Annotated in this window: 21 protein-coding genes; 12 read left to right on the forward strand and 9 right to left on the reverse strand. The window is 72.4% G+C overall.

Features of this window, described 5'->3' with window-relative positions:
• Positions 1 to 47: 47 nt before the first annotated feature.
• Positions 48 to 1,694 (forward strand): DNA repair helicase XPB, encoded by a 1,647-nt coding sequence (locus QQZ14_RS20075; protein WP_284536182.1) that lies wholly within the window; start codon positions 48 to 50, stop codon positions 1,692 to 1,694.
• 211 nt (positions 1,695 to 1,905) lie between these two features.
• Positions 1,906 to 3,261, forward strand: coding sequence for a TrpB-like pyridoxal phosphate-dependent enzyme (locus tag QQZ14_RS20080; protein WP_284536183.1), 1,356 nt, complete (start codon positions 1,906 to 1,908; stop codon positions 3,259 to 3,261).
• A gap of 118 nt (positions 3,262 to 3,379) precedes the next feature.
• Here QQZ14_RS20080 and QQZ14_RS20085 read toward each other — a convergent pair whose 3' ends face one another.
• Complete coding sequence (locus QQZ14_RS20085; protein WP_284536184.1) at positions 3,380 to 6,091, reverse strand: hypothetical protein; 2,712 nt, start codon at positions 6,089 to 6,091, stop codon at positions 3,380 to 3,382.
• 178 nt (positions 6,092 to 6,269) lie between these two features.
• On the opposite strand from QQZ14_RS20085, the gene serA reads away from it, so the two are divergent.
• From serA to QQZ14_RS20100, 3 genes are read left to right on the forward strand one after another with little or no spacing between them, the layout of a single operon-like run.
• Positions 6,270 to 7,469, forward strand: coding sequence for a phosphoglycerate dehydrogenase (gene serA / locus QQZ14_RS20090; RefSeq protein ID WP_284536222.1), 1,200 nt, complete (start codon positions 6,270 to 6,272; stop codon positions 7,467 to 7,469).
• A gap of 54 nt (positions 7,470 to 7,523) precedes the next feature.
• Positions 7,524 to 8,393, forward strand: coding sequence for an oxygenase MpaB family protein (locus QQZ14_RS20095; RefSeq protein ID WP_284536185.1), 870 nt, complete (start codon positions 7,524 to 7,526; stop codon positions 8,391 to 8,393).
• Between the two features lie 57 nt (positions 8,394 to 8,450).
• Positions 8,451 to 9,746, forward strand: a complete 1,296-nt coding sequence (locus QQZ14_RS20100; RefSeq protein WP_284536186.1) for an MSCRAMM family protein — start codon at positions 8,451 to 8,453, stop codon at positions 9,744 to 9,746.
• Positions 9,747 to 9,752: 6 nt separating this feature from the next.
• On the opposite strand, the gene QQZ14_RS20105 is transcribed toward QQZ14_RS20100, so the two are convergent.
• On the reverse strand, positions 9,753 to 10,127 hold the full coding sequence (locus tag QQZ14_RS20105) for a nuclear transport factor 2 family protein (RefSeq protein ID WP_284536187.1): 375 nt from the start codon (positions 10,125 to 10,127) through the stop codon (positions 9,753 to 9,755).
• Between the two features lie 80 nt (positions 10,128 to 10,207).
• Between QQZ14_RS20105 and QQZ14_RS20110 the strand changes: the two genes are divergently transcribed.
• Positions 10,208 to 10,807 (forward strand): HD domain-containing protein, encoded by a 600-nt coding sequence (locus tag QQZ14_RS20110; protein ID WP_284536188.1) that lies wholly within the window; start codon positions 10,208 to 10,210, stop codon positions 10,805 to 10,807.
• A 47-nt stretch (positions 10,808 to 10,854) separates the two neighbouring features.
• On the opposite strand, the gene QQZ14_RS20115 is transcribed toward QQZ14_RS20110, so the two are convergent.
• Both QQZ14_RS20115 and QQZ14_RS20120 read right to left on the reverse strand, forming a co-directional pair.
• Positions 10,855 to 11,118 (reverse strand): DUF4031 domain-containing protein, encoded by a 264-nt coding sequence (locus tag QQZ14_RS20115; protein ID WP_284536189.1) that lies wholly within the window; start codon positions 11,116 to 11,118, stop codon positions 10,855 to 10,857.
• On the reverse strand, positions 11,115 to 11,837 hold the full coding sequence (locus QQZ14_RS20120; protein ID WP_284536190.1) for a copper homeostasis protein CutC: 723 nt from the start codon (positions 11,835 to 11,837) through the stop codon (positions 11,115 to 11,117). Before QQZ14_RS20120 ends, QQZ14_RS20115 begins: the two co-directional genes overlap by 4 nt.
• Before the next feature lie 74 nt (positions 11,838 to 11,911).
• Between QQZ14_RS20120 and QQZ14_RS20125 the strand changes: the two genes are divergently transcribed.
• Entirely contained in the window at positions 11,912 to 12,256 is a 345-nt protein-coding gene (locus QQZ14_RS20125; protein ID WP_284536191.1) for a hypothetical protein, read from the forward strand.
• A gap of 4 nt (positions 12,257 to 12,260) precedes the next feature.
• Here the strand turns inward: QQZ14_RS20125 and QQZ14_RS20130 are convergent, their stop codons facing one another.
• Positions 12,261 to 12,980, reverse strand: a complete 720-nt coding sequence (locus QQZ14_RS20130) for a GntR family transcriptional regulator (RefSeq protein WP_342395249.1) — start codon at positions 12,978 to 12,980, stop codon at positions 12,261 to 12,263.
• A gap of 191 nt (positions 12,981 to 13,171) precedes the next feature.
• On the opposite strand from QQZ14_RS20130, the gene QQZ14_RS20135 reads away from it, so the two are divergent.
• The 4 genes from QQZ14_RS20135 (at position 13,172) to QQZ14_RS20150 (ending at position 18,010) form a co-directional block, all read left to right on the forward strand.
• Complete coding sequence (locus QQZ14_RS20135) at positions 13,172 to 13,945, forward strand: ABC transporter ATP-binding protein (protein WP_284536193.1); 774 nt, start codon at positions 13,172 to 13,174, stop codon at positions 13,943 to 13,945.
• Between the two features lie 10 nt (positions 13,946 to 13,955).
• On the forward strand, positions 13,956 to 16,496 hold the full coding sequence (locus QQZ14_RS20140) for an ABC transporter permease (RefSeq protein ID WP_284536194.1): 2,541 nt from the start codon (positions 13,956 to 13,958) through the stop codon (positions 16,494 to 16,496).
• A gap of 40 nt (positions 16,497 to 16,536) precedes the next feature.
• Positions 16,537 to 17,151 carry an alpha-ketoglutarate-dependent dioxygenase AlkB gene (locus QQZ14_RS20145; protein ID WP_284536195.1) on the forward strand — a complete coding sequence of 205 codons (615 nt, stop codon included), beginning with the start codon at positions 16,537 to 16,539 and terminating at the stop codon, positions 17,149 to 17,151.
• A 220-nt stretch (positions 17,152 to 17,371) separates the two neighbouring features.
• Positions 17,372 to 18,010 carry a class I SAM-dependent methyltransferase gene (locus tag QQZ14_RS20150; RefSeq protein WP_284536196.1) on the forward strand — a complete coding sequence of 213 codons (639 nt, stop codon included), beginning with the start codon at positions 17,372 to 17,374 and terminating at the stop codon, positions 18,008 to 18,010.
• Positions 18,011 to 18,030: 20 nt separating this feature from the next.
• On the opposite strand, the gene QQZ14_RS20155 is transcribed toward QQZ14_RS20150, so the two are convergent.
• The 4 genes from QQZ14_RS20155 to QQZ14_RS20170 form a co-directional block, all read right to left on the reverse strand.
• Positions 18,031 to 18,240 carry a CDGSH iron-sulfur domain-containing protein gene (locus tag QQZ14_RS20155; RefSeq protein ID WP_284536197.1) on the reverse strand — a complete coding sequence of 70 codons (210 nt, stop codon included), beginning with the start codon at positions 18,238 to 18,240 and terminating at the stop codon, positions 18,031 to 18,033.
• A complete protein-coding gene (locus QQZ14_RS20160; RefSeq protein ID WP_284536198.1) occupies positions 18,237 to 19,220 on the reverse strand; it encodes an iron-containing redox enzyme family protein in 984 nt (327 codons plus the stop codon). Before QQZ14_RS20160 ends, QQZ14_RS20155 begins: the two co-directional genes overlap by 4 nt.
• A 117-nt stretch (positions 19,221 to 19,337) precedes the next feature.
• Positions 19,338 to 19,901: a LemA family protein gene (locus QQZ14_RS20165; RefSeq protein WP_284536199.1), complete on the reverse strand. Its 564-nt coding sequence runs from the start codon at positions 19,899 to 19,901 to the stop codon at positions 19,338 to 19,340.
• A 47-nt stretch (positions 19,902 to 19,948) separates the two neighbouring features.
• A complete protein-coding gene (locus tag QQZ14_RS20170) occupies positions 19,949 to 21,700 on the reverse strand; it encodes a DUF2207 domain-containing protein (RefSeq protein ID WP_284536200.1) in 1,752 nt (583 codons plus the stop codon).
• 81 nt (positions 21,701 to 21,781) lie between these two features.
• On the opposite strand from QQZ14_RS20170, the gene QQZ14_RS20175 reads away from it, so the two are divergent.
• Positions 21,782 to 23,143 carry an MFS transporter gene (locus QQZ14_RS20175; RefSeq protein WP_284536201.1) on the forward strand — a complete coding sequence of 454 codons (1,362 nt, stop codon included), beginning with the start codon at positions 21,782 to 21,784 and terminating at the stop codon, positions 23,141 to 23,143.
• Positions 23,144 to 23,174 lie beyond the last annotated feature (31 nt).

Below are 23,174 nucleotides of genomic sequence, written 5' to 3' on the forward strand. Positions count from 1 at the left end.
CCCCCCCCCGAAACTGGAGCGCCTCCACCACCACCTAGGATCGTGAAGTGAACGACGGCCCCCTGATCGTCCAGTCGGACAAGACGCTGCTGCTCGAGGTCGACCACGAGCGCGCCGCCGACTGCCGCAAGGCGATCGCGCCGTTCGCCGAGCTGGAGCGCTCCCCCGAGCACATCCACACCTACCGGCTGACCCCGCTCGGCCTGTGGAACGCCCGGGCCGCCGGCCACGACGCCGAGCAGGTCGTCGACACGCTGCTGGAGTACAGCCGCTACGCCGTGCCGCACGCGCTGCTGGTCGACGTCGCCGAGACCATGGCCCGCTACGGCCGGCTCCGGCTGGAGAAGAACCCGATCCACGGGCTGGTGCTGGCCAGCAACGACCGCCCGGTGCTCGAGGAGGTGCTCCGCGCCAAGAAGGTGCAGGGCATGCTCGGCGCGCGCATCGACGAGGACACCGTGGCCGTGCACGCCTCCGAGCGCGGCAACCTCAAGCAGGCGCTGCTCAAGCTCGGCTGGCCGGCGGAGGACTTCGCCGGGTACGTCGACGGCGAGGCTCACGCGATCGCGCTCGACGAGACCGCGTGGCACCTGCGCGCCTACCAGCGCGAGGCCGCCGAGTCGTTCTGGCACGGCGGGTCCGGGGTGGTGGTGCTGCCGTGCGGCGCCGGCAAGACCCTGGTCGGCGCGGCCGCGATGGCCCAGGCCCAGGCGACGACGCTGATCCTGGTCACCAACACCGTCTCGGCCCGGCAGTGGAAGGACGAGCTGGTCCGGCGTACCTCCCTGACCGAGGACGAGATCGGGGAGTACTCCGGGTCGGTCAAGGAGGTCCGGCCGGTCACGATCGCGACGTACCAGGTGATGACGACCAAGCGGAAGGGCGTCTACCCCCACCTCGAGCTGCTCGACGCCCGCGACTGGGGCCTGATCGTGTACGACGAGGTGCACCTGCTGCCCGCGCCGATCTTCCGGATGACCGCCAACCTGCAGGCCCGGCGCCGGCTCGGGCTCACCGCGACGCTGGTGCGCGAGGACGGCCGCGAGGGCGACGTGTTCTCGCTGATCGGGCCCAAGAGGTACGACGCGCCCTGGAAGGACATCGAGGCCCAGGGCTGGATCGCGCCCGCCGACTGCGTCGAGGTGCGGGTGACGCTGCCGTCGTCGGAGCGGCTGGTCTACGCGACCGCCGAGCCCGAGGAGCGCTACCGGCTCGCGTCGTGCACGCACCACAAGATCGACGTCGTGCGGTCGCTGGTGGAGTCGCACCCCGGCCAGCCGACGCTGGTGATCGGCCAGTACATCGACCAGCTCGACGAGCTGGCTCTCGCGCTGGACGCGCCCGTGATCAAGGGCGAGACGTCGGTGAAGGAGCGGCAGCGGCTGTTCGAGGCGTTCCGCTCCGGCGAGGTCGGGCTGCTGGTGGTGTCCAAGGTCGCGAACTTCTCGATCGACCTGCCCTCGGCCGAGGTCGCGATCCAGGTGTCCGGCTCGTTCGGCTCCCGCCAGGAGGAGGCCCAGCGTCTCGGCCGGCTGCTGCGGCCCAAGACCGAGGGCCGCACCGCGCACTTCTACACGATCGTGTCCCGCGACACCGTCGACGCCGAGTTCGCCCAGAACCGGCAGCGGTTCCTCGCCGAGCAGGGCTATGCCTACCGGATCGTGGATGCGGAGGACCTGGGAGCGGAGGCGTAGGCCGGCCGGCGGTTTCCCCGGTGCACTGGGGAAACTGGCGCTTCTCGGCCTTTGCAACAGCCGAGAAGCGTCAAGAGAGGCCGAGAAGTCCGGCGTGGCACCCGTCTGTGCGGCACACGAGGAGCTCGCGGGTCCCCGTTGCCCGCGTGTCGTCCGAGCCAGTCAGACGCGCCCTGCCCACCTGGGTGTCCGCGTCGCTACGCTGCCGAGCATGAGCGATGACCAGGTCATGTTCACGCTGGACGAGTCCGAGCAGGTCACCCACTGGTACAACGTCGTGGCCGACCTGCCGACGCCGCCGCCACCGCCGCTCCACCCGGGCACCCACGAGCCCGTCGGACCCGACGACCTGGCCGCGCTGTTCCCGATGGAGCTGATCCTCCAGGAGGTCAGCGGGGAGCGGTACGTCGAGATCCCCGAGCCGGTGCGGGAGGTCTACCGGCAGTACCGCCCGAGCCCGCTCTACCGGGCGCGCCGCTGGGAGCAGAAGCTCGGGACGTCCGCGCGCATCTACTTCAAGTACGAAGGCGTCTCCCCCGCCGGGTCGCACAAGACCAACACCTCGGTGCCGCAGGTCTACTACAACTCCCTGCACGGGGTGCGGCGACTGACCACCGAGACCGGCGCCGGCCAGTGGGGCACCGCGCTCGCCTACGCCTGCGCGCTGTTCGGCATCGAGTGCGAGGTGTGGCAGGTGGGGGCGTCGTACGACTCCAAGCCCCAGCGCCGCACGCTGATCGAGGTCTTCGGCGGCACCGTGCACCGCTCGCCGAGCCGGCTCACCGAGTCCGGCAAGGCGTACGCCGAGGACCACCCCGGCTCGCTCGGCATCGCGATCTCCGAGGCGGTCGAGGTGGCCGCCCAGGACGAGACGACCAAGTACGCGCTGGGCTCCGTGCTCAACCACGTGCTGCTGCACCAGACCGTGATCGGCGAGGAGGCGCTGCGCCAGCTGGCCAAGGCCGGCGAGACGGGCGCCGACGTGGTGATCGGGTGCGCCGGCGGCGGCTCCAACTTCGCCGGCCTGTCGTTCCCGTTCCTGCGTGAGAAGCTCGCCGGCACGCAGAGCCCGCGGATCCTGGCCGTCGAGCCGACCTCGTGCCCGACGCTCACCCGCGGCGAGTACCGCTACGACTTCGGCGACACCGCCGGACTCACACCGCTCATGAAGATGTACACGCTGGGCCACGACTTCGTGCCCTCACCCATCCACGCGGGCGGGCTGCGCTACCACGGCATGGCGCCGCTGGTCTCGCACGCGGTGCACGAGGGGCTGATCGAGGCGACCGCGCTGCACCAGAGCGAGTGCTTCGAGGCCGCACTGGAGTTCGCCCGCACCCAGGGCATCGTCGCGGCACCCGAGTCGTCGCACGCGCTCGCCCAGGCTCGCCGGGAGGCGCTCTCGGCGACCGAGGCCGGGACCGAGCCGGTGATCGTGGTGGGCCTGTCCGGCCACGGGCTGCTCGAGCTCGGCGCCTACGAGACGTTCCTCGCGGGCCGCCTCGAGGACGACCCGCTGTCCGACGCCGACCTCAGCGCGGCGCTGGCCGGCATCCCGAAGATCTGAGGCACTCCGCAGGCGGCGGCCCCCAGCCCGCGCGTCCGCCGCAACCACACCGTCTGGCGATCGACCCAGGAGCGATCCGCGACCGCGCGCGGCGCCGGAGGCGACGCGGGAGGCGCGGTCACCGGGACGGCCCGACGTACACCGTCCGCTCGTAGGCGCGCTTGCCGACCTTGAGCCGCAGGGTCAGCGTCTCGCGCCCCTCGGCCTCCCGGTCCCGGCGCACCGGGATCGCGATCTCGAGGGTGCGCACCCCTGCCCGCAGTCGCTCGAAGAGCATCGGCCGGAAGGTCCACAGCGGCTTGTCGAGGTCGGCGTCCGAGCCGAGGTGCTGCTGGATCCAGGTGGTTCCCACGTCGCCCGCCTGCACGGGAGTGCCCGGGCCGCGCACGACCCGGCCGCTGACGAACAGGTCGTAGTCGACGCCCTTGTCCATCGCGATCCGCCACCGGGCCGTGTCGCCCTCGCGGACGGTCCGCGACACCGGCGTCACGACCGTCCGCGGCCTGGGGTCGTCGTCGAGGACGACGAGCCGGCCGAGGTAGCCGTCGGTCATCACGTTGCGCGTCGCCCAGGCCATCACGCTCGTGGTGGACTTGTCGGGGTCGTCGACGCGGTCCGGGGTGTAGGCGACCGGGATCTGCCCGGTCGTCTGGCCGGGCGCGAGGTCGAGCGTGAACCGCTGGACGCTGCCGCGCTCCTGGCCCGCGGTCATCACCACGAGCCGCCCGGGCCGGCTCAACTCACCGGTGATCCGGAACGGGAGGTAGGCCGTCTTCGGCGACCGGCCGTTGCCCTCGGGGACGCGCAGCGTGCCCAGGTCGATGGTCGGCAGTCGCAGCGCGGGCACCGGCGCGAGCGTCGCCGGCGCGGCCGCGAGGTCCGCGACCCACACGCGACCGCGGGCGCTGGCGCTGACCAGGTCGACGCGGACGATGCGGGTCAGGTCGATGCCCGTGGCGCCCGACGGGTCGGCGACCAGGGTCTGCGCCCAGTACTTCTGGGTGTCGGCGCCGCTGGTGACGACCGGCATGGCGCCGTACGTCGAGTCCAGCAGCGCGGATCCGCCGTCGGCGTCGGTGACGCGGACGTCGAGGTCGGCCGGGCCGCCGGCGGGGTCGACGATCGTGCGCAGCTCGAGACGCCCGGTGCTGAGGTCGAGCGGGTCCTCCACCAGCAGCCCGCCGGTCTGGCCGGCGGCGGTCCAGGACATCTCGAAGAACGTGCGGGCCGGGACGTGCTCGTACTCCTCGGGCCAGTGCGGGCGCACCCCGCCGTACTCGATCCCGCTCGTGCAGGACGAGACCCGGTCGAACGAGCTCACGCCCTGGCACATCCGGGTGGTGGCGCCGCTGGGCAGCGACCGGTCCACGCCGACGCCGGGGGCGCGCACGTCGCGGCCGCCACCGATCGCGTGGCTGAGGACCTGCGCGTCGCCGGTCGACGCGACCCGGGCGCGCGACCCGTCGAACAGCGGCAGGAGCTCCTGCTCGCCGCCCGCGAACAGGTGCACCGCCCCGGCGACGTACGCCGTCCCGACCGCCTGCTGCTCGGCGGGGGTGAGCCGGTCGGGGTTCTGGTCGCCGCAGGGCCCCTTGGGCCGTCCGCCCCAGTCGTCCCATGCCGGAGCCGCAGCGAGGCCCGGCGTCCACTCGGTGTTGAAGTAGTTGTGGTTGGCGCCCATCACCATCACCGAGCTCTTGAGCGAGGTGTCCCCGGTGGTGAGGTCGCGGGCGGTGTCGGTGAACTTCTGGCCCTGCAGGTCGCTGACGTCGCCGTCACAGGAGGGCAGCAGCGTGACCGTGGGGACGTACGGCGCGGTCTGGGCGCCGAAGTCGGTCGGGGCGATGAGCACCTGCCCGACGATGCGGTACGGCGCGGTCAGCGGGATCTGGATCGACGCGCGGTCGACGCCCTCGCCGCCGCGGCTGTGCCCGACGAGCACTACCCGGTCGAGGTCGACCTGGTGGGCGGCCGCGACGGCGGCCCAGTGGTCGAGGTGGTGCTCGACGATCTCGGCGCGGGCGTCCGCGCCACCGTCCGGGAGCCGCCAGTCCTGCCCGTTGATGCCGTTGACGCGCACCGACACGGTCGAGTAGCCCTGGGAGGCGAGCACCTGCTGGATGTAGTCGTAGCCGAGCTGGCTGGGGATGTCGCGCAAGGGCGCCTGGCAGGGCCAGTCGCCGTAGGCGTCGGGGTCCTTCGGGTCGTAGCAGACGCTGTGCCGCCCGTGCAGGAACAGCACGAGCGGGCGCGGGCCGGTCGCCGCGTCGGCGGCCGGCTCGACCACGTGGCCGACCATCTCGACGGGCACGGGCATCCCCGCCACCTTGACCGGGTCCAGCTGGTAGTCACTGGTCGCCACGGCGTACGGCCCCCGAGTCGCGGGGTCGACCGTCAGTGTCTCGGTGCCGGGGAGGTCGAGCGGCCTCGACGGCGCCGTGCCCGCGCGGTAGCGGTCGTCGCCGCGTGCGTCGAGGCGGTCACCGGAGAGCAGGACGTCGTACGCCGCGGCCTCGGGCCGGGTGTCGGAGGTGACGACCGCACTGACCGTGCGGCCGTCGGCGCCGAGCTCGGGGGTCCCGATCCGGGCGCCGGCCGGACCGGCGATCGTCGGCCGGTCCGACGTGAGCGGGAACCGGGTCGGCGAGCGCCAGGAGACGACGTACCGGCCCTGCCCGAGGTCCTGCACCTGCCAGGTGCCGACCTCGGTGCCGCCGACGACGCTGTCACCGGCTGGGCCCGTGGGCGCCGCGGCGACGGTCCCCGTGGTGAGAGTGGTGGCGGCGAGTGCCGCCAGAGCTGCAGCGGCGATCCGCCGGCGTGGTCCCATGACCGGCAACTATGCCGCTGCGGGCGGCCCGCCGTGGCGAAACCCGGCCGGACGCGGTCGATGGGACCCGGACGACGCCGTCGAGCTGGGTGGCACAGGTCGAGCCGGTCCGGGCGACCGTCCCACGCTGCGGCGCCAGTTCGGTGGGAGGTACGTCGCCGACCTAGGCTGGTCGATCGTGAAGGTGCTGCTGCTCGAGAACATCCACCCTGCCGCCGTCGACATCCTCGAAGGGCAGGGCTTCGACGTCGAGCTCAGGTCGGGTGCGCTCTCCGAGGACGAGCTGGTCGCGACGCTCCCGGGCGTCTCCATCCTCGGCATCCGCTCCAACACCCACCTCACCGACCGCGCCCTCGAGGCGGCGACCGACCTCGTGGCCGTCGGCTGCTTCTGCATCGGCACCAACCAGGTCGACCTGGCCGCGGCCAGCCGGCGCGGCGTGGCCGTGTTCAACGCGCCGTACTCCAACACCCGCAGCGTCGTCGAGCTCGTGATCGGCGAGATCATCGCGCTCGGCCGGCGGCTCACCGAGAAGACCCAGCGCATGCACGAGGGCGTCTGGGACAAGTCGGCGAAGGGCAGCCACGAGGTGCGCGGCCGGACGCTCGGCATCGTCGGGTACGGCAACATCGGCACCCAGCTCGGCAACGTGGCCGAGGCCCTCGGCATGCGGGTGATCTTCTTCGACACCGCCGACCGGCTGGCGCACGGCAACGCGCAGCGGATGCGCAGCATGGACGAGCTGCTCGCCGAGGCCGACGTCGTCAGCCTCCATGTCGACGGGCGGCCCGGCAACGCCGGCATGTTCGGCGCCGAGGAGCTGGCGAAGATGAAGCCGCGGAGCCTGTTCATCAACGCCTCCCGCGGCATGGTCGTCGACGACGTCGCGCTGCGCGAGCACATCCTGTCCGGGCACATCGCGGGTGCGGCCATCGACGTGTTCCCGATCGAGCCGAAGGCGCAGGGCGAGACGTTCGAGTCGGTGCTGCGCGGGCTCGACAACGTCATCCTCACCCCGCACGTGGGCGGCTCCACGCAGGAGGCGCAGGAGGAGATCGGCTACTTCGTGTCGGGCAAGCTCGCGGCGTTCGCCCACGAGGGCCGAACCGAGCTGTCGGTGAACCTCCCGACGGTGCAGGCCCCCGAGCTGGAGGCCGGCCACCGCATCGGCTTCCTGCACGACAACGTGCCGGGCGTGCTGGCCAGCGTCAACGACCTGCTCGCCGACGCCAACGCCAACGTCACCGGGCAGTACCTCTCCACCCGCGGCCAGCAGGGCTACGTCATCACCGACACCCTCGACCCGCTGCCGCAGGACTCGCTGGCCAAGCTCGCCGAGGCGTCGCACACCATCTGGCTGCGGACCTGGGACGCCTGACCTGCTGGCGGTCTCCCCGGCTGACCGGGGAAACCGCCGACGTACGCTCGTGCCATGCCGGGGATCCGCGAGCGACTGGGCCAGCAGCTGTTCCTGCGCGTCGCGGGGCCTGACGGCGCCAAGCACGCGCAGCGCATCCACGGGCGGCCGGGGCCGCGGTGGTTCGAGCCGGACAGCCCGATCGCACGGGTGCACGGCGACGCCTCGATGTTCGTCGGCGGCATCCGCGCGCTGCTGCTGCAGACGCTGCACCCCGCCGCGATGCGCGGCGTGTCCCAACACTCCGGCTACCGCGGCGACATGTGGGGCCGGCTCGCCCGCACCAGCCGCTTCCTCGCGGTGACCACCTTCGGCCACGCCGAGGACGCCCAGCGGGCCGTCGACGCGGTCCGCGCGATCCACGAGCGGGTGGTCGGCACGATGCCCGACGGGACGCCGTACGCCGCCTCCGACCCGCACCTGCTCGGCTGGGTGCACGTGGCGGAGGTCGACAGCTTCCTGCGGGCGCACACCGTCTACGGCAAGGAGCCGCTGGTCGGCGCCGACCGCGACCGCTACGTCGCCCAGACCGCCGAGATCGCCCGGCGGTTGGGCGTCGTCGACCCGCCCGCGACGGAGGCGGAGCTGGCCGCGGCGCTCGAGGCGTACCGCCCTGAGCTGCGGGCCACCCCCGAGGCCCGCGAGGCGGTGGCCTACGTGCTGCTGCGGCCACCGCTGCCGCTGGCGGCACGCGCGGGGTACGGCGTGCTCGTCGCGGCCGCGGTCGCGCTGATGCCGCGCTGGACCCGGCGGCCGCTGCGACTGCCGTGGCTGCCGGTCTCGGAGCGGACCGTCGTGCGCGCGCTGGGCGGAGTCGCCACCGGCACCATCCGGTGGGCGATGACGCCCGGTCGCGAGCAACGGACCAGCCGCACCGCATCTTGAGCAAACGCTGATCTGCGCTTGAGCGGGGCTGAAGGCGTCCGGCCTACGCTGGACCGCATGCTCCCCTCCGTCCGGCGCCATGGCATGCTCCTGGCGCTCACGGCCGCCCTGCTCGCCGCGCTCGTCGTGACCGTCCCGGGCCAGACCGCGCAGGCCGCCGACGACAAGGGGCTGGTGAACGGGGCGATCAGGTTCCCGCAGCACGACCAGCCGGGCCTGAAGATGCTGTGGTTCGACGAGAACTGGTCCTACGTCGGGCAGAAGGCACTGGGCCGGGTGGACGGCTACTCGATGTGGCTGGAGCCCGGCACCTACCACCTGCAGTTCGTCGACCAGCGTCCGGCGTACGACATCACGAAGTACGCCCCGACTGACATCCAGGTCACGGTGCGCGCCAGCGACATCACGACCAGGGCCGTGACCATGCGGAAGGGTGCCGTGATCACCGGCACCGCCAAGGCCGGCGGCAAGGCGCTCGGCGGTGCCCGCCTGGTCGCCGCGAACACCGCCCGGCAGTCGTTCTCGACGACGGCGAACAGCAAGGGCCAGTTCGCGATCGGCGGGCTCCCCCAGGGGAGGTACTCCGTCTTCACCTACGACAAGCGCAAGGAGTGGGTCGGCAAGAGCGCGTGGGCCGGAGCCATCAAGCCCGGACAGGCGAAGAACCTCGCCATCCGGCTCGCCCAGCGCTCCGGCAGCATGACCGTCTACCTGTTCACCCCCGACGGCCGGCTGCGCACCACGACGCCGGTGACGATCACGAGCAACAAGACCGGGCAGTGGTGGACCGCGACCGCCCGGAGCGGGACGGCCGTCTTCAAGGGGCTCTATCCCGGCGACTACACGCTGAAGTTCGACGGCGCGGGGGTCTGGTTCGCCCGGACCGGCGCCGTGCAGCGGGCGACCGTGAAGTCGGGGCAGATGGCGTTCGGCAAGTTCTCGATCTCCACGCGCGGTGGCTGGATCACCGGCAACCTGGTCGATCGCGGTGCCCCCGACGTCCCCCTCGACCCGCCGTACACCGGCGCGCGTGGAGCCCAGCTCCTCCTCCTCGACCAGGACGGCACCGAGATCGCGTCGGCCTACAGCACCGCCGACGGGAGTTTCACCATCAACGGGCGGCTCGCCACCCAGGCCGGTCTCACGATCGTCGTGAACCCCGGCATCGACAGCGCCGGCTACATGCGTGGCGAGGGCTACTGCCAGTTCGACTCCGCCGACTTCACCGGGTTCGCGATCGCCACCGGGGAGGAGACGTACGTCGGCGACCTCTCGGTGCCGCGCACCCCGGACCAGCCGGACCCGGCGTGTGCGTCGGCGAACGCCGGCGCGAGGCACAGCGCCCGCCGCTGACGTTGCTCAGCCGATCGTCATGTCCTCCTCGCCCCAATAGGCGCGCATGCTGGTGATCGAGCCGCCGTCGTCGAACACCATCACGTCGACCGGCGCGAGCGTGTAGGTCACACCGTCGGCGAGCGTCGCGACCTCGAAGTGGAAGGCAGCCTCGCCGCCCGCGATCCGCACGGCGAGCAGCCGGGTGCGCTGGTCGAGGCCCTCGAGGGTGGCGTAGAGCTCGCGGATCGCCGCGTGCCCGACGCGGGGCTCCGACCCGACCGGGTCCTCGACGACCGCGTCCTCGGCGTACAGCGCGACGATCTCGTCGGCGGTCCCCGATCCCACCAGCTCGACGTAGCGGTCGACGACCTGCCGGATCTGCTCCCTGCTCGCGGCCATCGGCCCTCCACTTCTAGAACATGTTCTCGTTGCGGGGACACGGTAGCGGCTCCACCCGCGCACCGTCTTCAATGGGGCGCGTGGACCTCCTGCTCGCCTGGCCGCTGCCCGGCGCCCGCGACCTCGGCGCGCAGCTCGTGGCGGCGTACGCCCACCCCGACCGGCGCTACCACGACACCCGGCACCTGACCGAGGTCCTCGACCGGGTGCACGAGCTCTCGGCGCAGGAGGAGGCCTTCGACCGGATGGCGGTCGTGCTGGCCGCGTGGTTCCACGACGGCGTGTACGACGGGCGCCCCGACGCCGAGCGCCGGTCGGCGGCCTGGGCCGCCGAGGCGCTGCCCACCCTGGTCGAGCCCGAGGTGGTCGAGGAGGTCGTACGGCTGGTGCTGCTGACCGAGGGGCACCGGCCGGCCGCGGGCGACGACAACGGCGGCGCGCTGTGCGACGCGGACCTTGCGATCCTCGCGGCCCCCGAGGAGCGCTACGCCGAGTACACCGCCGCGGTCCGCGAGGAGTATGCCCACGTCCCCGACGACCTGTTCGCCCACGGTCGCGCCGCGGTCCTCCGCGACCTGCTCGCCAAGCCGAACCTGTTCCACACCGCCTACGCCCGCGACTCCTGGGAGCAGGCCGCCCGGGCCAACGTGGAGCGCGAGCTGGCCGTCCTGGAGGGATAGTCCCTGACGAACGGGCCCCGTGGAAGCGTTCCCATGGGGCCCGTTCGTCAGGGACTACCGTGCTTGCGCCGCCGCAGACCTGCAGCGACCAGCCGCCGCACCAGCTCGCGCGAGGACACCGGGGTGGCGCCGGCGGCGACCACGTCGTCGTACCTCTCCGCCGGCACGTCGTAGTGGTCGCGGTCGAAACCGCGGGACGGGATGCCGAGCGCGGCGGCGAACGCGTGCAGCTCGGCGTAGGACTCGTCGCTGGCCAGGTGCGACCACAGCCGGCCGTGGCCCGCCGCGTTGGGCGGGTCGATGAGGATCATCCGGCGGCGCGGGCCTGCTCGTGGCGGACGGCGTCGTCGAGCAGCAGCCGCCAGGACCGCACGTGCCCGGCATCGACGAACGCCTTGTACGACGCACCCGGCCGCGCCTGGGGACCCACGTGGAACTGGCGCACCCCGGCGCGCACGAACCACGGCACGTGCTCGGCCACCAGCCCGCCACCGGGGATCAGCAGCCGCGCGACCGTGGCGTCGGAGGAGGCCAGCGCCAGCAGCTCGTCGTAGCCGGCGTCGAGGCCGCGCGGCGAGCCCGCCGAGCGGACGCCGACCAGGCCGGGCAGGTCGAGCAGGTAGCGCCACGAGCGGCGCAGGTCGAGGGTGTCGTCGATGGCGCGCCCGAAGGTCCACGGCACGCCCGGCAGCGCTGCCGCGACGTGCGCGCACACCTCGCGGTCGACCTCGAGGTCGGCGTCGAGGAAGCCGAACGAGACGCCGGCCGCACCACACCCGACGTAGTCCTCGGCCAGGCCGACCAGTCGGGTCAGCTCCCCGCCGGTGGTGGTCCAGCTGTCGTTGAGCCGGAGCAGCACGAACACCGGCAGCTCGCTCTCGCGGGCGACCGCCGAGACCAGCGCGGGCTCGGGCGAGGTCGCCGGCGAGGTCGCGCGGGAGACCAGGTGCAGCCGGTCGGCACCGCCCTCGGCGGCGCCCGGCACGTCCCGCGGGTCGAGCACCGTGACCTCGAGCAGCGCCTCGCTCATGGGCGCATCGTAGGCCCGCACCGGCCCCCGATTCGGGAGCCGCGCGCTATGACCGCCGGGGCATGATGGGGGGCATGGACAACGCCCTGCTGTTCGACGCGCGTGCTCGGGTGCTCGCCGACCTGCAGGCCCGCAACCACGCGACGGCTGCGGCGGTCTCGGCCCTCGAGGACGCGGTCGCCCAGCGCAAGTGGTGGGCGGAGCAGTGGCCGGAGGGCGAGCAGTACGTCGCCGGCCTGGTCGCCCAGGACGTGCAGGACGCGCTGTTCGAGAGCGTCGGCCGCTGGCCGGTCTGCCACGACTGCGGCGAGGACGCACCCGTGCACGCGCTCTACATCCAGCCCGACCTCGGCGGCCCCGACCCGGTGTGGGTGTGCGAGGAGAGCGGCGACGTCATCGCGCCGCTCGGCGGGCTCTGACCCGTCAGGACTCGGACCCGACCTGGATCCACATCGTGAACCGGTCGGCCCGGTAGACGGTGCGGGACACCTCGACGACCTTCTCCCCCGCGAGCGCCCGGCGCGAGTGGCGCAGCACCGGGGTGCCCGTGGCGATCTCGAGCAGGTTGCCCTCGTCCTCGGTCGCGACGTCGGCGTTGATCGAGTCCTCGGCCCACGTCGGGCGGAGCCCGCGCGCGTCGAGCGAGTCGTAGAGGCTGGTCGGCATGCCGCTCTGGAGGAAGCCGGGGATCAGCACCTCGTTGAGGTAGGCGTCCTCGATGCACATCGGCTGGCTGTCCGCGCGCCGGAGGCGGCGCCAGTGGATCACGGCGTCCCCCTCGGTGACGTTGAGAGCCCGCGCCACCCCGGGCCCGGCCTGCTCGCGCCGCGCGAGGAGGGTCTGAGACTCGGCCAGCAGGCCACGACGCGACATCTCCTCGGTGTAGCTCGTCAGCCGGCTCGCGGCCCGCCGCGGACGGGCCACGAAGGTGCCCCGTCCCGGGATCCGCTCGAGGAGGCCCTCGACCACGAGGGCATCCATCGCTTGCCTCACCGTCATGCGGGCGACCCCGAACCGATGCACCAGCTCACGCTCAGACGGTGCAGGTGAACCGGGTGCCGCCCCCGTGACGAGAGTGCGCACGTACTCACGCACCTGAACGTGCTTCAGAGCACGCCCCTCAGTCACCAGCAACTCGTCCACAGAGGGAACTGTAGGCAGACAACGGCCCCCGCGTCCCCAGATCGGCGGGAACAGCGTGGACTCGAGAGACCGATCCCGAGAGATCCGTCGCGTGTCGGGCCCTCCTCTGCAGCAATCGCGCGAAGTACCACGGGCAGGCTCAGGGGTGTCCCCGATGGCGGGCGTCGACGACCTTCCGGCAGGCTGCTGCCATGACCGTCACGTCCCCTGCCGACACCCCCGCGGCGCGCACCGTCGACCTGCACAAGACCTACGGCTCCGGTGACTCCGCCGTGCACGCCCTGGCCGGGGTGAGCCTCGACCTCGAGACGGGCCGGTTCACGGCGATCATGGGCCCCTCCGGCTCGGGGAAGTCCACGCTCATGCACTGCATGGCCGCCCTCGACACCCCGTCCGGCGGCACCGTCGAGGTGGCCGGGACCGACCTCGGCCGACTCAAGGACAAGGACCTGACGGCACTGCGCCGGGAGCGGATCGGGTTCGTCTTCCAGGCGTTCAACCTGATCCCGACGCTCACCGCGTTGGAGAACATCCTTCTTCCGCTGAACCTCGCCGGCCGCAAGCCCGACCAGCAGTGGCTCGACACCGTGATCGACGCGGTCGGGCTGCGCGACCGGCTCGGCCACCGGCCCGCGGAGCTGTCCGGCGGACAGCAGCAGCGCGTGGCCTGCGCCCGGGCCCTGGCCAGCCAGCCCTCGATCGTCTTCGCGGACGAGCCCACCGGCAATCTCGACAGCACGTCGGGAGCCGAGGTGCTCGCGTTCCTGCGGCGCAGTGTGGACGACTTCGGCCAGACGGTCGTGATGGTCACCCACGACGCCGTCGCCGCGTCGTACTGCGACCGTGTGGTGTTCCTCGCCGACGGCCTGGTGGTCGACGAGATCCAGAGCCCGCAGCGCGAGCAGATCCTCGAGCACATGACCCGTCTGCAAGAGCTGGCGGCGGCCCGCAGCACCCGGGCCTGAGGGGCGCGACGTGTTCAAGCTGACCCTGCGCAACCTGTTCGCCCGCAAGGTGCGACTGGTGATGAGCGGCCTGGCGATCGTGCTGGGCGTGGCATTCCTGTCGGGTGTCCTCGTCTTCAGCAACGGCCTGTCGTCGACCTTCGACAGCATCATCTACAGCTCCACCCCGGACGGCGTGGTGCGCGCCGAGCAGACGGCGTCGTTCGATGCGGGCGGCGCCACGACGACGCAGACCATCTCGCCCGAGGCGGTCGACCAGCTCGCCGCGCTCCCGGAGGTCGGCCGCGCGGACGGCGATGTCGTCGGCGTCGGGATGAGCCTGCTCGCCTCCGACGGCACCCTGGTCGGTGGCACGGGTGCGCCGACGCTGGCCTTCAACCACACCGACGGGCCCAACATGGCGGGCGAGCCGCCGATGCTGCTGAGCAGCGGCCGCTGGCCGACCGCGCCCGACGAGATCGTCCTCGACGACGCGGCCGCCGACCACGGCGACTACGCGCTCGGCGACGAGGTGAAGCTGCTCGCGCCGTTCGGCGAGTCCGAGCGCACGGCGACCCTGGTCGGCACCGCCGAGTTCAACGGCGGTGGTACGGCGGGTGCGACCCTGCTCGTGTTCAGCACCGAGGGCGCCCAGAACCTCTTCCTGGACGGCGCCGATGCCTTCCATCAGGTGTCGTTGACCGCCGCCGACGGCGTCACCCAGGAGGAGCTGGCGGACGCCGCCGCGACGGTGGCGCCCGAGGGCTTCGAGGCCGTCACCGGCGACCAGGTCGCGGAGGAGTCGCAGGACGCCGTCGGTCAGTTCCTCGACGTGATCTCCACGTTCCTGCTGGTGTTCGCGATCATCGCGGTGATCGTCGGTGGGTTCATCATCGTCAACACCTTCACGATCCTCGTGGCTCAGCGCAGCCGCGAGCTGGCGCTGCTGCGCGCCCTCGGCGCCGCGCGCCGCCAGGTCACCCAGTCCGTGCTGCTCGAGGCCATCCTCATGTCGACCCTGGCCGCCACGATCGGCATCGGCCTCGGCTGGCTGCTGGCCCGCGGGCTGGCCGCGCTGTTCCGAGCGGTCGGGCTCGACATCGCGAGCGACGCGTTGACGCTCGACGCGCAGTCGGTGGTCATCAGCTACGCCGTCGGCGTCGGCGTCACCCTGGTCGCTGCCTTCCTGCCGGCCCGGCGCGCCGGCAAGGTCGCGCCGGTCGCCGCGATGCGAGCCGACTCGGCGCCCGTGAGCGGCTCGCTCCGCCGCCGCACGATCATCGGCGGAGCGCTCATGGCCGTCGGCGTCGGGTTCGCGGTCGTCGGTGTCGTCGGCGGGCCGGGGCCCGACGCGCTCTGGGTCGGCATCGCCGCGGCGATCTGGATCCTGACCGCGGCCGGGATCAGCTCGGTGATCGGCCGTCCGGTGCTGGTGCTGTGCCGAGGCGTCTTCGGCCGGCTGTTCGGCGCCACGGGCCGGCTGGCGGGCGAGAACGCGCTGCGCGACCCCCGGCGTACGGGCGCGACCGCGTCGGCGCTGATGATCGGCCTCGCGCTGGTCTCCTGCATCGGCGTGCTCGCCGCGTCCCTCAACTCGTCGGTCGACGACGTCGTGGACGAGCAGTTCACCGCCGACTTCCTGGTGCAGAGCACCAACTTCCTCCCGTTCACCACGGCGGTCGGTGACGACCTGGAGAAGGTCGACGGCGTGGCGACGGTGAGCCGGCAGCAGTGGACCGCCGCCCAGGTGGGCGACTCCACGGTCTTCGTGACCGGCAACGACGACGCCTTCAACAACATCTACGACCTCTCCGTCGTCGACGGCCGCCAGGACGTGCAGGGCAACGAGGCGGTGGTGTCGGACGGATTCGCCGCGGACCACGACCTGTTGGTCGGCTCGCCGCTGAAGCTGATGTTCCTCGCCGGCAAGACGCTCGACCTCGAGGTCGCCGGGATCATCGAGGGCAGCGAGGTGACCGGGGACGTCAGCGTGCCGCTCGACCTGCTCGCCGAGGTCGGGGTGCCGCGCCAGGACACCAGCCTCAGCATCATGCTCGAGCCGGGCGCCGACGCGGTGGCGGTCGGCAAGGACCTGGACAAGGCGGCGGAGTCGACGCCGGTCGTGGCGGTCTACGACAAGCAGGAGTTCGCCGAGTCGATCCGCGACCAGGTCAACCAGCTGCTCTACATGATCTACGGCCTGCTGGCGCTGGCGATCGTGATCGCCGTGATCGGCATCGTGAACACGCTCGGCCTCTCCGTCATCGAGCGCACCCGGGAGATCGGCCTGCTCCGCGCGATCGGCATGAGCCGGAAGCGCCTACGGCGGATGATCACCCTGGAGTCCGTCGCCATCGCGGTCCTCGGCGCGGTCCTCGGCATGGCGCTCGGCCTGGTGATCGGCGTGCTGCTGCGGCAGTCGCTGAAGGACGACCTGACCAGCCTGGGGCTGCCGTTGAGCCAGCTGCTGGTGTTCCTCGTGGTCGCCGTCGTGGTCGGCGTCCTCGCCGCGATCCTCCCCGCCGTCCGGGCCTCGCGGCTCAACGTCCTGGAGGCGATCGCCACCGAATAGGCCTCGAACATCTGTTCGATCTCGGCGTATGCTCGAGTCCATGGACTTCCAGCGAACGCTGTTCGAGGCCCCGGCCGCGCAGGACCCGTCCTTCGACGGTCTCGACCGGCGCCCGCTCACCCGGGGCGCTTGGGTCGACGTCTGCCGGGCCTGGCTGCCCGAGGCCGACGAGGTCTTCGCGACGCTGGTCCGCGACGTGCCGTGGCGGGCCGAGCGCCGGCAGATGTACGACCGGGAGGTCGACGTACCCCGCCTCCTGCACACGTACGGCGTCGGCGAGCCGCTCCCCCACCCGGCGCTGGCCCGGGCGCGGGGCGCGCTCTCGGCGTACTACCGCCCCGAGCTGGGCGAGCCGTTCGTGACCGCCGGCTGCTGCTACTACCGCGACGGCCGCGACAGCGTGGCCTGGCACGGCGACACCATCGGGCGCGGCAAGACCCAGGACACCATGGTCGCGATCGTGTCGCTGGGCGACCCGCGCCGGCTGATGCTGCGCCCGCGGCTCGGCGGTGCGTCGATCTCCATCGAGATGGGCCACGGCGACCTGCTGGTGATGGGCGGCTCGTGCCAGCGCACCTGGGAGCACGCCGTCCCCAAGGTCGCCCACGCCGGACCGCGGATCTCGGTGCAGTTCCGCCCGCTCAACGTGGCGTGAGCTGGTCGTTGCGGGGTTCGGCTGCTGACAGCCGATCCCCGCACGACACGCCGACGGCGCCCGGCGTGTCGTGCGGGTTCTGGCTGCCAAGTGGTGCAGGAGTGACGAGGGAGGCGACGCGGCACCTCGACGGCGACCCCCTCGGGGCAGCCGCCATCCCATCCGTTCGGGTGGTGCGGACTCAGGCGTGGCGGCCGCTACCGCGGGGTACCTGCTCCGCATGACCACGATCGACCACGCTGCGGAGACGATGGGCTTCGGCCCGCTCCGGATCAGCTTCGACGGCCGGGTGCTGCGCCCCCGGCCGTGGACCGCGGCCCAGTCCCAGTGGGCCGCCGAGATCCTCGGGGACGCACCGGCCGGGCCGGTGCTCGAGCTGTGCGCCGGAGCCGGCCAGATCGGGCTGCTGGCCGTGGCCGGCTCCGCGCGCCGGCTGGTGTGCGTGGACCTCAACCCGGCCGCCTGCGACTACGCACGGCGCAATGCCGCCGACGCGGGTCTCGCCGAGCAGGTCGAGGTGCGCGAGGGCTCCATGGACGAGGTGCTGCGCGACAGCGAGCGGTTCGCGCTGGTGATCGCGGACCCGCCCTGGGTGCGCCGCGAGGAGATCGGACGCTTCCCGGAGGACCCGGTGCTCGCCATCGACGGTGGCCCCGACGGCATGGAGGTCGCCTGGCTGTGTGTCGACACGGCTCACGACCACCTGATGCGCGGCGGGAGCGTGCTGCTCCAGCTCGGCACCGTCGAGCAGGTCGACCTGCTGCGCGATCGGCTGCGGGAGCAGCCCGACGACGGGCTCGTGATCAGCGAGGTCCGCTGGTGCGAGCGCGGCGTGCTCGTGCGGCTCGACCGGGCCTGACCCCCAGGCCGGTCCCCCGCTCAGGCGGGGCGCAGCCGGTCGGGCAGCACCTTGTGAGTCCCGTCGCACCACGGGAACGACGCGGACTTGTCGCACCGGCACACCGCGGTGACCGCGCGGGTGGTGCGGTGCCGCACGCCGTCGGCGTCCTCGACGACATGGTCGCCGCGCAGCAGCATCGGCCCGCCAGGGCACAGCACCACGTCGGGGTGCTCGAAGGCGGCGCTCATGCGACCTCCTCCCGGCGGTCCTCGCCGGCGCCCAGACGGTCGGCGCCCCAATGGTCGAGCATGGTGCGGGCGAACCGGTCCTCGAGGTCGAGGCAGGTGAACGCGCCGAACCATACGTCGTCGGCCAGCTCGGGCTCCTCGTCGAGCAGGGCGCCGCAGATGGCCCGCACCGCGAGCTGCTCGTGGACGGCGTCGGCCTCGACGTGCTCGGCGTAGTACTCGACGATCTCCGCGGGCAGCCCGAGCCGCTCGAGCCCCTGCACCATCCGCCGCGACGGCATCGAGCTGGTCGCCTCGAAGGCCGCCAGGTGGCCGAGCGCCGCGCCGCGCAGCCGGCGGTGGAGGCCGAACAGCGACATCGCGTTGTTCTGCTCCAGCACCTCCAGCGGCACCTCGTCGAGGTGGGCGCCGTACGCCGCCTCCAGCCCGCAGGCCTCCAGGCCCCGGGCGTAGAGGTGGTGGTGGAGGCGGTTGGGGTCGCCGTTGCCGTATTCGTCGTACTGCAGCTCCGTCAGCGCGGCCTTGGCGCGCACCCCGAGGCGGGGCACCACCCAGGCGACCGGGTCGGACTCCTTGAGGTGATAGATCGACCGGACACGCAGCAGCTCGAGGACCTGGTCGCGGTCGGCCGCGCGCTGCACGTGGTCGGCGACCGAGGCACCGTCGTGCTCGGCGACCCAGTCGAAGAAGTCCTCGACCACCGAGAGGCCCTGCGGCGAGGTGAACCGCTCGCGCAGGCGCTGCTCGAGGTCGCGCTCGAGCGCGACGCGCAGCCGCAGCAGCTGCGGGTCCCACTCCATCTCGTCGCTCACGTCGTCGAACCCGCGGTAGTGCAGCTCGTAGAGCACCCACAGTGCCAGCGCGGCGTCCTCGCCCTCGACGGGACCGACGGCGAGCACGGGGTAGAAGTCGTCGGACCCGGACCGGAGCGCGCCGAAGAGCGCCTCGGTCAGCGGGCCGCGCGCCTGGGGGATCTGCATGGCCATGCAGTACCCCCGCACCACACCCCCATGCTCACCCGAAAGGCGACTGCGAGTCTCGATCCGCCGGTCGCGGGGTTCGGCTGTCAGCAGCCGAGCCCGCAGACACCGGGCAGCTCAGAAGCTCACCTGCGGCGCGTTCTCCTGGCCGTCGGGGGCGTCGTAGAACTCCCGCTTGCGCACGCCGGCGATGCCGGTGAAGAACATCCACGGGATCGTCTGGGTCAGCTTGTTCAGCGTGGCGACCGCGTCGTTGTAGTACTGCCGGGCGAACGAGATCTGGTTCTCGGTCTCGGCCAGCTGTGCCTGGAGCTCGAGGAAGTTCTGGTTGGCCTTGAGGTCGGGGTAGTTCTCGGCCACGGCGTTCAGGCTGACCAGCGCCTGCGTCATGCGGGCGTCGGCGACGGCCTTCTCGGGGACGTCGTCGCCCTTGGCCGCACGCTGCACCCCGGCCCGCGCGGCGGTGATCTCCTCGAAGACGCCCTTCTCGTGGGCGGCGTACCCCTTGACGGTCTCGACCAGGTTGGGGATCAGGTCGGCACGGCGGGTGAGCTGGACGTCGATGCCGCCGAGCGCCTCCTGGGCGCCGATGTCGGTGGTGCGCAGCTTGTTGAAGCCGACGACACCGAAGGCCACCAGGGCGACGAGCACCACGACGATGACGATGATGGCGATGAGCATGTGAACTCCTCAGAGTGCTTCGGGACGTGCAGTGGTCAGGATGTGGTTCACCACGAGCCGCCGCCACCGCCGCCGCCACCACCACCGCCGGAGAACCCGCCTCCGCCGCCGGAGGACGACGACTTCTGGGTGGCCTCGTAGGAGGAGATCGCGGAGCTGACCGTGGAGTTGAAGTCGTCGACCATCGACGACACTACGGACCCGGTGTAGGCGCCGGCGTAGGCGGGGCCGAAGTACGACGGGACCGGCGGCTCGGTGCCCATCTCGGTGCGGTACTTGCCGGCCCACTCGTCGGCGCACCCGAACGCCACAGCCCAGGGGACGTAGGCGGTGTAGAGGTCCTGGCGCCCGGAGAAGTCGAAGCGGTCCTGCGCCGACGGGGTCGAGAGGATCCGGCGGAAGCCGCCCGCACGCGACCACAGGTCGCGGCCGGCCTTCGTGCGGCGGGTGCCCGAGCCGCGGGCGGCCAGATAGGCGCCGAACACCGCGAACAGCCCGGGCACCAGGCCGATCGCCGACATGTTCAGCGGGTTGACGATCGCGATGCCGATCACGGCCACGAAGCAGGCGCCGATCACGACGGAGCCGAAGCCCCCCAGACCGCTGCTGACCATGAGCCCCGACGTCGCCGCCCAGTCCCGGGTGCCGTCCTTGAAGGACTCGAGCTCGGTCTGGAGCCGCTTGCCGGCCTCGACGTCCTTCGGGGCGGCGACGAAGGAGGTCCCCGGCCCACCCAGCAGGTGGGCGACGCTCGAGGTGACTGGGTCGAGCCCGGCCCAGCCCGGGGCACCCTGCTTGTCGGTGATCGTCCAGGCGTCGTCGGCACGCTCGAGGTCGATCGCGCCCTTCTCGGCGGCGTACATCAGCGTGGCGACGTACTGCTCGTCGTCGACCTGCTCGGTGACCAGGTACGCCGCCTGCGCGGGGCCGATGCCCTCGGGCGGGGCGTACATGATCGGGAACTGCGGGTCGGTCTCCGCGGCCCGGCGGGCCAGCACGTGGCCGAGCACACCCGCCGCCGCGGCGAGCAGGAGGACCAGACCGAGCAGGACGACGTTGGTGCCGAGCACCGGGTCGTAGCGCGCGGTCCACGGCAGCGTCGTGCCGGCCGGCGGGGTGTCCATGTCGAGACCCGCCTTGACGGTCACCGGGGTGTTGGCCGGCAGCGAGGCCGCTTGGATCCGCAGCGTCCGCGTGCCGTCACCCGCGAGCGTGCAGCCCCCGGTCGCGCCGGACCCGACCGCGCACTGGACGCCGTCGGCCTCGACGGGAAGGTCCACCGTGAGGTCGGCCGTCGCGATCGTCTGCCGCCACCCTGCGGGAATGAGGTTCCAGTAGAGCTGTGTCCGGGTGCCGTCGGTGCCGTCCTCGAGGACCCCGTCGATCCGGTAGCTGATCTCGTAGACGTGCTCGCCGGTCGGGACCGTGGAGCCGGCGTCGCCGATCTTGGCGTTGACGTAGCGGCCGGACTCCTCGGAGAGCAGCTCGAACGGCACGTCGTGGCCGTCCATCGTCACGTCGATGTCGTGCGGGACCCGGCGCGCGTGCGGAGCGCTGGGGTCGGCCTTGTCGAAGAAACGGTAGATGCCGTGCCGTCCGCTGACCGGGAAGTCCACGGTGACCGTCTCGGTCGCGGCGAGGTCGCCCTCGTCGTCGATGCTGAAGTGGGCGACGTACGAGGTGATGGTGGTCGGCTCGGGCTCCTCGTCCGCGAGCGTGACGTTGTAGAGGAGAGCGGGCGCGAGGAGGACCAGGACCACCACGGCCAGCCCGATGACCGCGGCGATCAGACGTCTCATGTGCGGAGCCTAGGGGCCGGACGTGGGCGGCGTCGGAAAACCGCGTGCCCGGTGTCGGCGGCCGCTGGGAGACTGAGCCCGATGAGCTCGCCCGCCCCCTCCGACGCCCCCGCCCGGCCCACGCTCGGCTCGTTCTGGCACGACCTCCCGCGCGAGGGCAAGCTGCTGCTCTCGGTGGTGGTGTTCGAGTTCATCGGCACCGGACTGGTGCTGCCGTTCCACGTGGTCTACCTGCACGAGGTGCGCGGCTTCGAGCTCAGCGATGTCGGCCTGCTGCTGGGGCTGCCGCCGCTCGTCGGGCTGTTCGTCGTCGGGCCCGGCGGCTCGGCCATCGACCGGCTCGGCGCGCGCCGCATCCTGATGGGCGCGCTCGTCCTGCAGGTCCTCGCCAACGTGCTGCTCGCGTTCTCCTCGGCCGAGTGGATGGCGGCCGGCGCCCTGCTGCTCGCGGGCGTCGCCTTCGGGGTGTCCTGGCCGGGCTTCCAGACGCTGATCGCCACCGTCGTCCCCACCGGGCTGCGGCAGCGCTACTTCGGCGTGAACTTCACGCTGCTCAACCTCGGCATCGGGATCGGCGGCATCGTCGGCGGTGCGCTGGTCGACGTCGACCACCTCGTGACGTTCCAGACCATCTACCTCGGCGACGAGGTCAGCTACCTCCCCGCGCTGTTCCTCATGCTGGTGCCGCTGCGGCACGTGGCCGGCCGGCCGGTCCACGAGGACGGCGTGCCGCCGCCACAGGTCAGCTACCGCGAGGTGATGCGCCGGCCCGCGGTCGCGTCGCTGATGCTGCTGAGCTTCGTGTCGTCGTACGTCGGCTACTCCCAGCTCAACGCCGGCATGCCGGCGTACGCCCGCGCGGTCGGTGAGGTCTCCACGCAGGGCCTCGGGCTGGCGTTCGCCGCCAACACGCTGGTGATCGTCGTGCTCCAGCTGGTCGTGCTGCAGCGGATCGAGGGCCGCCGCCGGACCCGCGTGATCGCGGTGATGTCGGTGGTCTGGGCGTTCTCGTGGGTGCTGCTGGGCGCGACCGGGCTGGTGTCGGGCACCTGGGGCGCCACGATGCTGGTCGCCGCCTGCGCGTCGGTGTTCGCGTTCGGCGAGACGCTGCTGCAGCCGACGGTCCCGGCGCTGGTCAACGAGCTCGCGCCCGACCACCTGCGCGGGCGCTACAACGCGCTCAGCTCGGGCTCGTTCCAGCTCGCGGCGGTCATCGCGCCCCCGGTCGCCGGCCTGCTGGTCGGCCACGGGCTCGGCAGCGTCTACATCGGCTCGCTGGTGGTCGGCTGCCTGCTGTGCGGCGCGCTCGCCATTGCGCGGGTCGAGCCGCAGCTGACCCCGGAGGTCAACGGGGTGCGGACGCCGCAGCCGGTGCCGGAGGTGGCCACCCTCGCCGCGCCGGTCGTCGCGAGCCCCCAGACCCAGCCCGTCGTGCTCGACTGACGTCGACCCGCCCGAGAGTTGCGGGCGGGTC

Origin of the sequence: Nocardioides sp. T2.26MG-1, assembly GCF_950101795.1 — a bacterium.
Classification (GTDB): Bacteria; Actinomycetota; Actinomycetes; order Propionibacteriales; family Nocardioidaceae; genus Nocardioides.

What these genes read in the sequence shown, in the direction of transcription:
- QQZ14_RS20085 (WP_284536184.1), bottom strand. Translation starts at nt 6,091, where the DNA reads ATGGGACCACGCCGGCGGATCGCCGCTGCAGCTCTGGCGGCACTCGCC.
- QQZ14_RS20135 (WP_284536193.1), top strand. Translation starts at nt 13,172, where the DNA reads ATGACCGTCACGTCCCCTGCCGACACCCCCGCGGCGCGCACCGTCGAC.
- QQZ14_RS20095 (WP_284536185.1), top strand. Translation starts at nt 7,524, where the DNA reads ATGCCGGGGATCCGCGAGCGACTGGGCCAGCAGCTGTTCCTGCGCGTC.
- QQZ14_RS20170 (WP_284536200.1), bottom strand. Translation starts at nt 21,700, where the DNA reads ATGAGACGTCTGATCGCCGCGGTCATCGGGCTGGCCGTGGTGGTCCTG.
- QQZ14_RS20100 (WP_284536186.1), top strand. Translation starts at nt 8,451, where the DNA reads ATGCTCCCCTCCGTCCGGCGCCATGGCATGCTCCTGGCGCTCACGGCC.
- QQZ14_RS20165 (WP_284536199.1), bottom strand. Translation starts at nt 19,901, where the DNA reads ATGCTCATCGCCATCATCGTCATCGTCGTGGTGCTCGTCGCCCTGGTG.
- QQZ14_RS20145 (WP_284536195.1), top strand. Translation starts at nt 16,537, where the DNA reads ATGGACTTCCAGCGAACGCTGTTCGAGGCCCCGGCCGCGCAGGACCCG.
- QQZ14_RS20125 (WP_284536191.1), top strand. Translation starts at nt 11,912, where the DNA reads ATGGACAACGCCCTGCTGTTCGACGCGCGTGCTCGGGTGCTCGCCGAC.
- QQZ14_RS20120 (WP_284536190.1), bottom strand. Translation starts at nt 11,837, where the DNA reads ATGAGCGAGGCGCTGCTCGAGGTCACGGTGCTCGACCCGCGGGACGTG.
- QQZ14_RS20105 (WP_284536187.1), bottom strand. Translation starts at nt 10,127, where the DNA reads ATGGCCGCGAGCAGGGAGCAGATCCGGCAGGTCGTCGACCGCTACGTC.
- QQZ14_RS20150 (WP_284536196.1), top strand. Translation starts at nt 17,372, where the DNA reads ATGACCACGATCGACCACGCTGCGGAGACGATGGGCTTCGGCCCGCTC.
- QQZ14_RS20155 (WP_284536197.1), bottom strand. Translation starts at nt 18,240, where the DNA reads ATGAGCGCCGCCTTCGAGCACCCCGACGTGGTGCTGTGCCCTGGCGGG.
- QQZ14_RS20160 (WP_284536198.1), bottom strand. Translation starts at nt 19,220, where the DNA reads ATGCAGATCCCCCAGGCGCGCGGCCCGCTGACCGAGGCGCTCTTCGGC.
- QQZ14_RS20175 (WP_284536201.1), top strand. Translation starts at nt 21,782, where the DNA reads ATGAGCTCGCCCGCCCCCTCCGACGCCCCCGCCCGGCCCACGCTCGGC.
- QQZ14_RS20080 (WP_284536183.1), top strand. Translation starts at nt 1,906, where the DNA reads ATGAGCGATGACCAGGTCATGTTCACGCTGGACGAGTCCGAGCAGGTC.
- QQZ14_RS20115 (WP_284536189.1), bottom strand. Translation starts at nt 11,118, where the DNA reads ATGATCCTCATCGACCCGCCCAACGCGGCGGGCCACGGCCGGCTGTGG.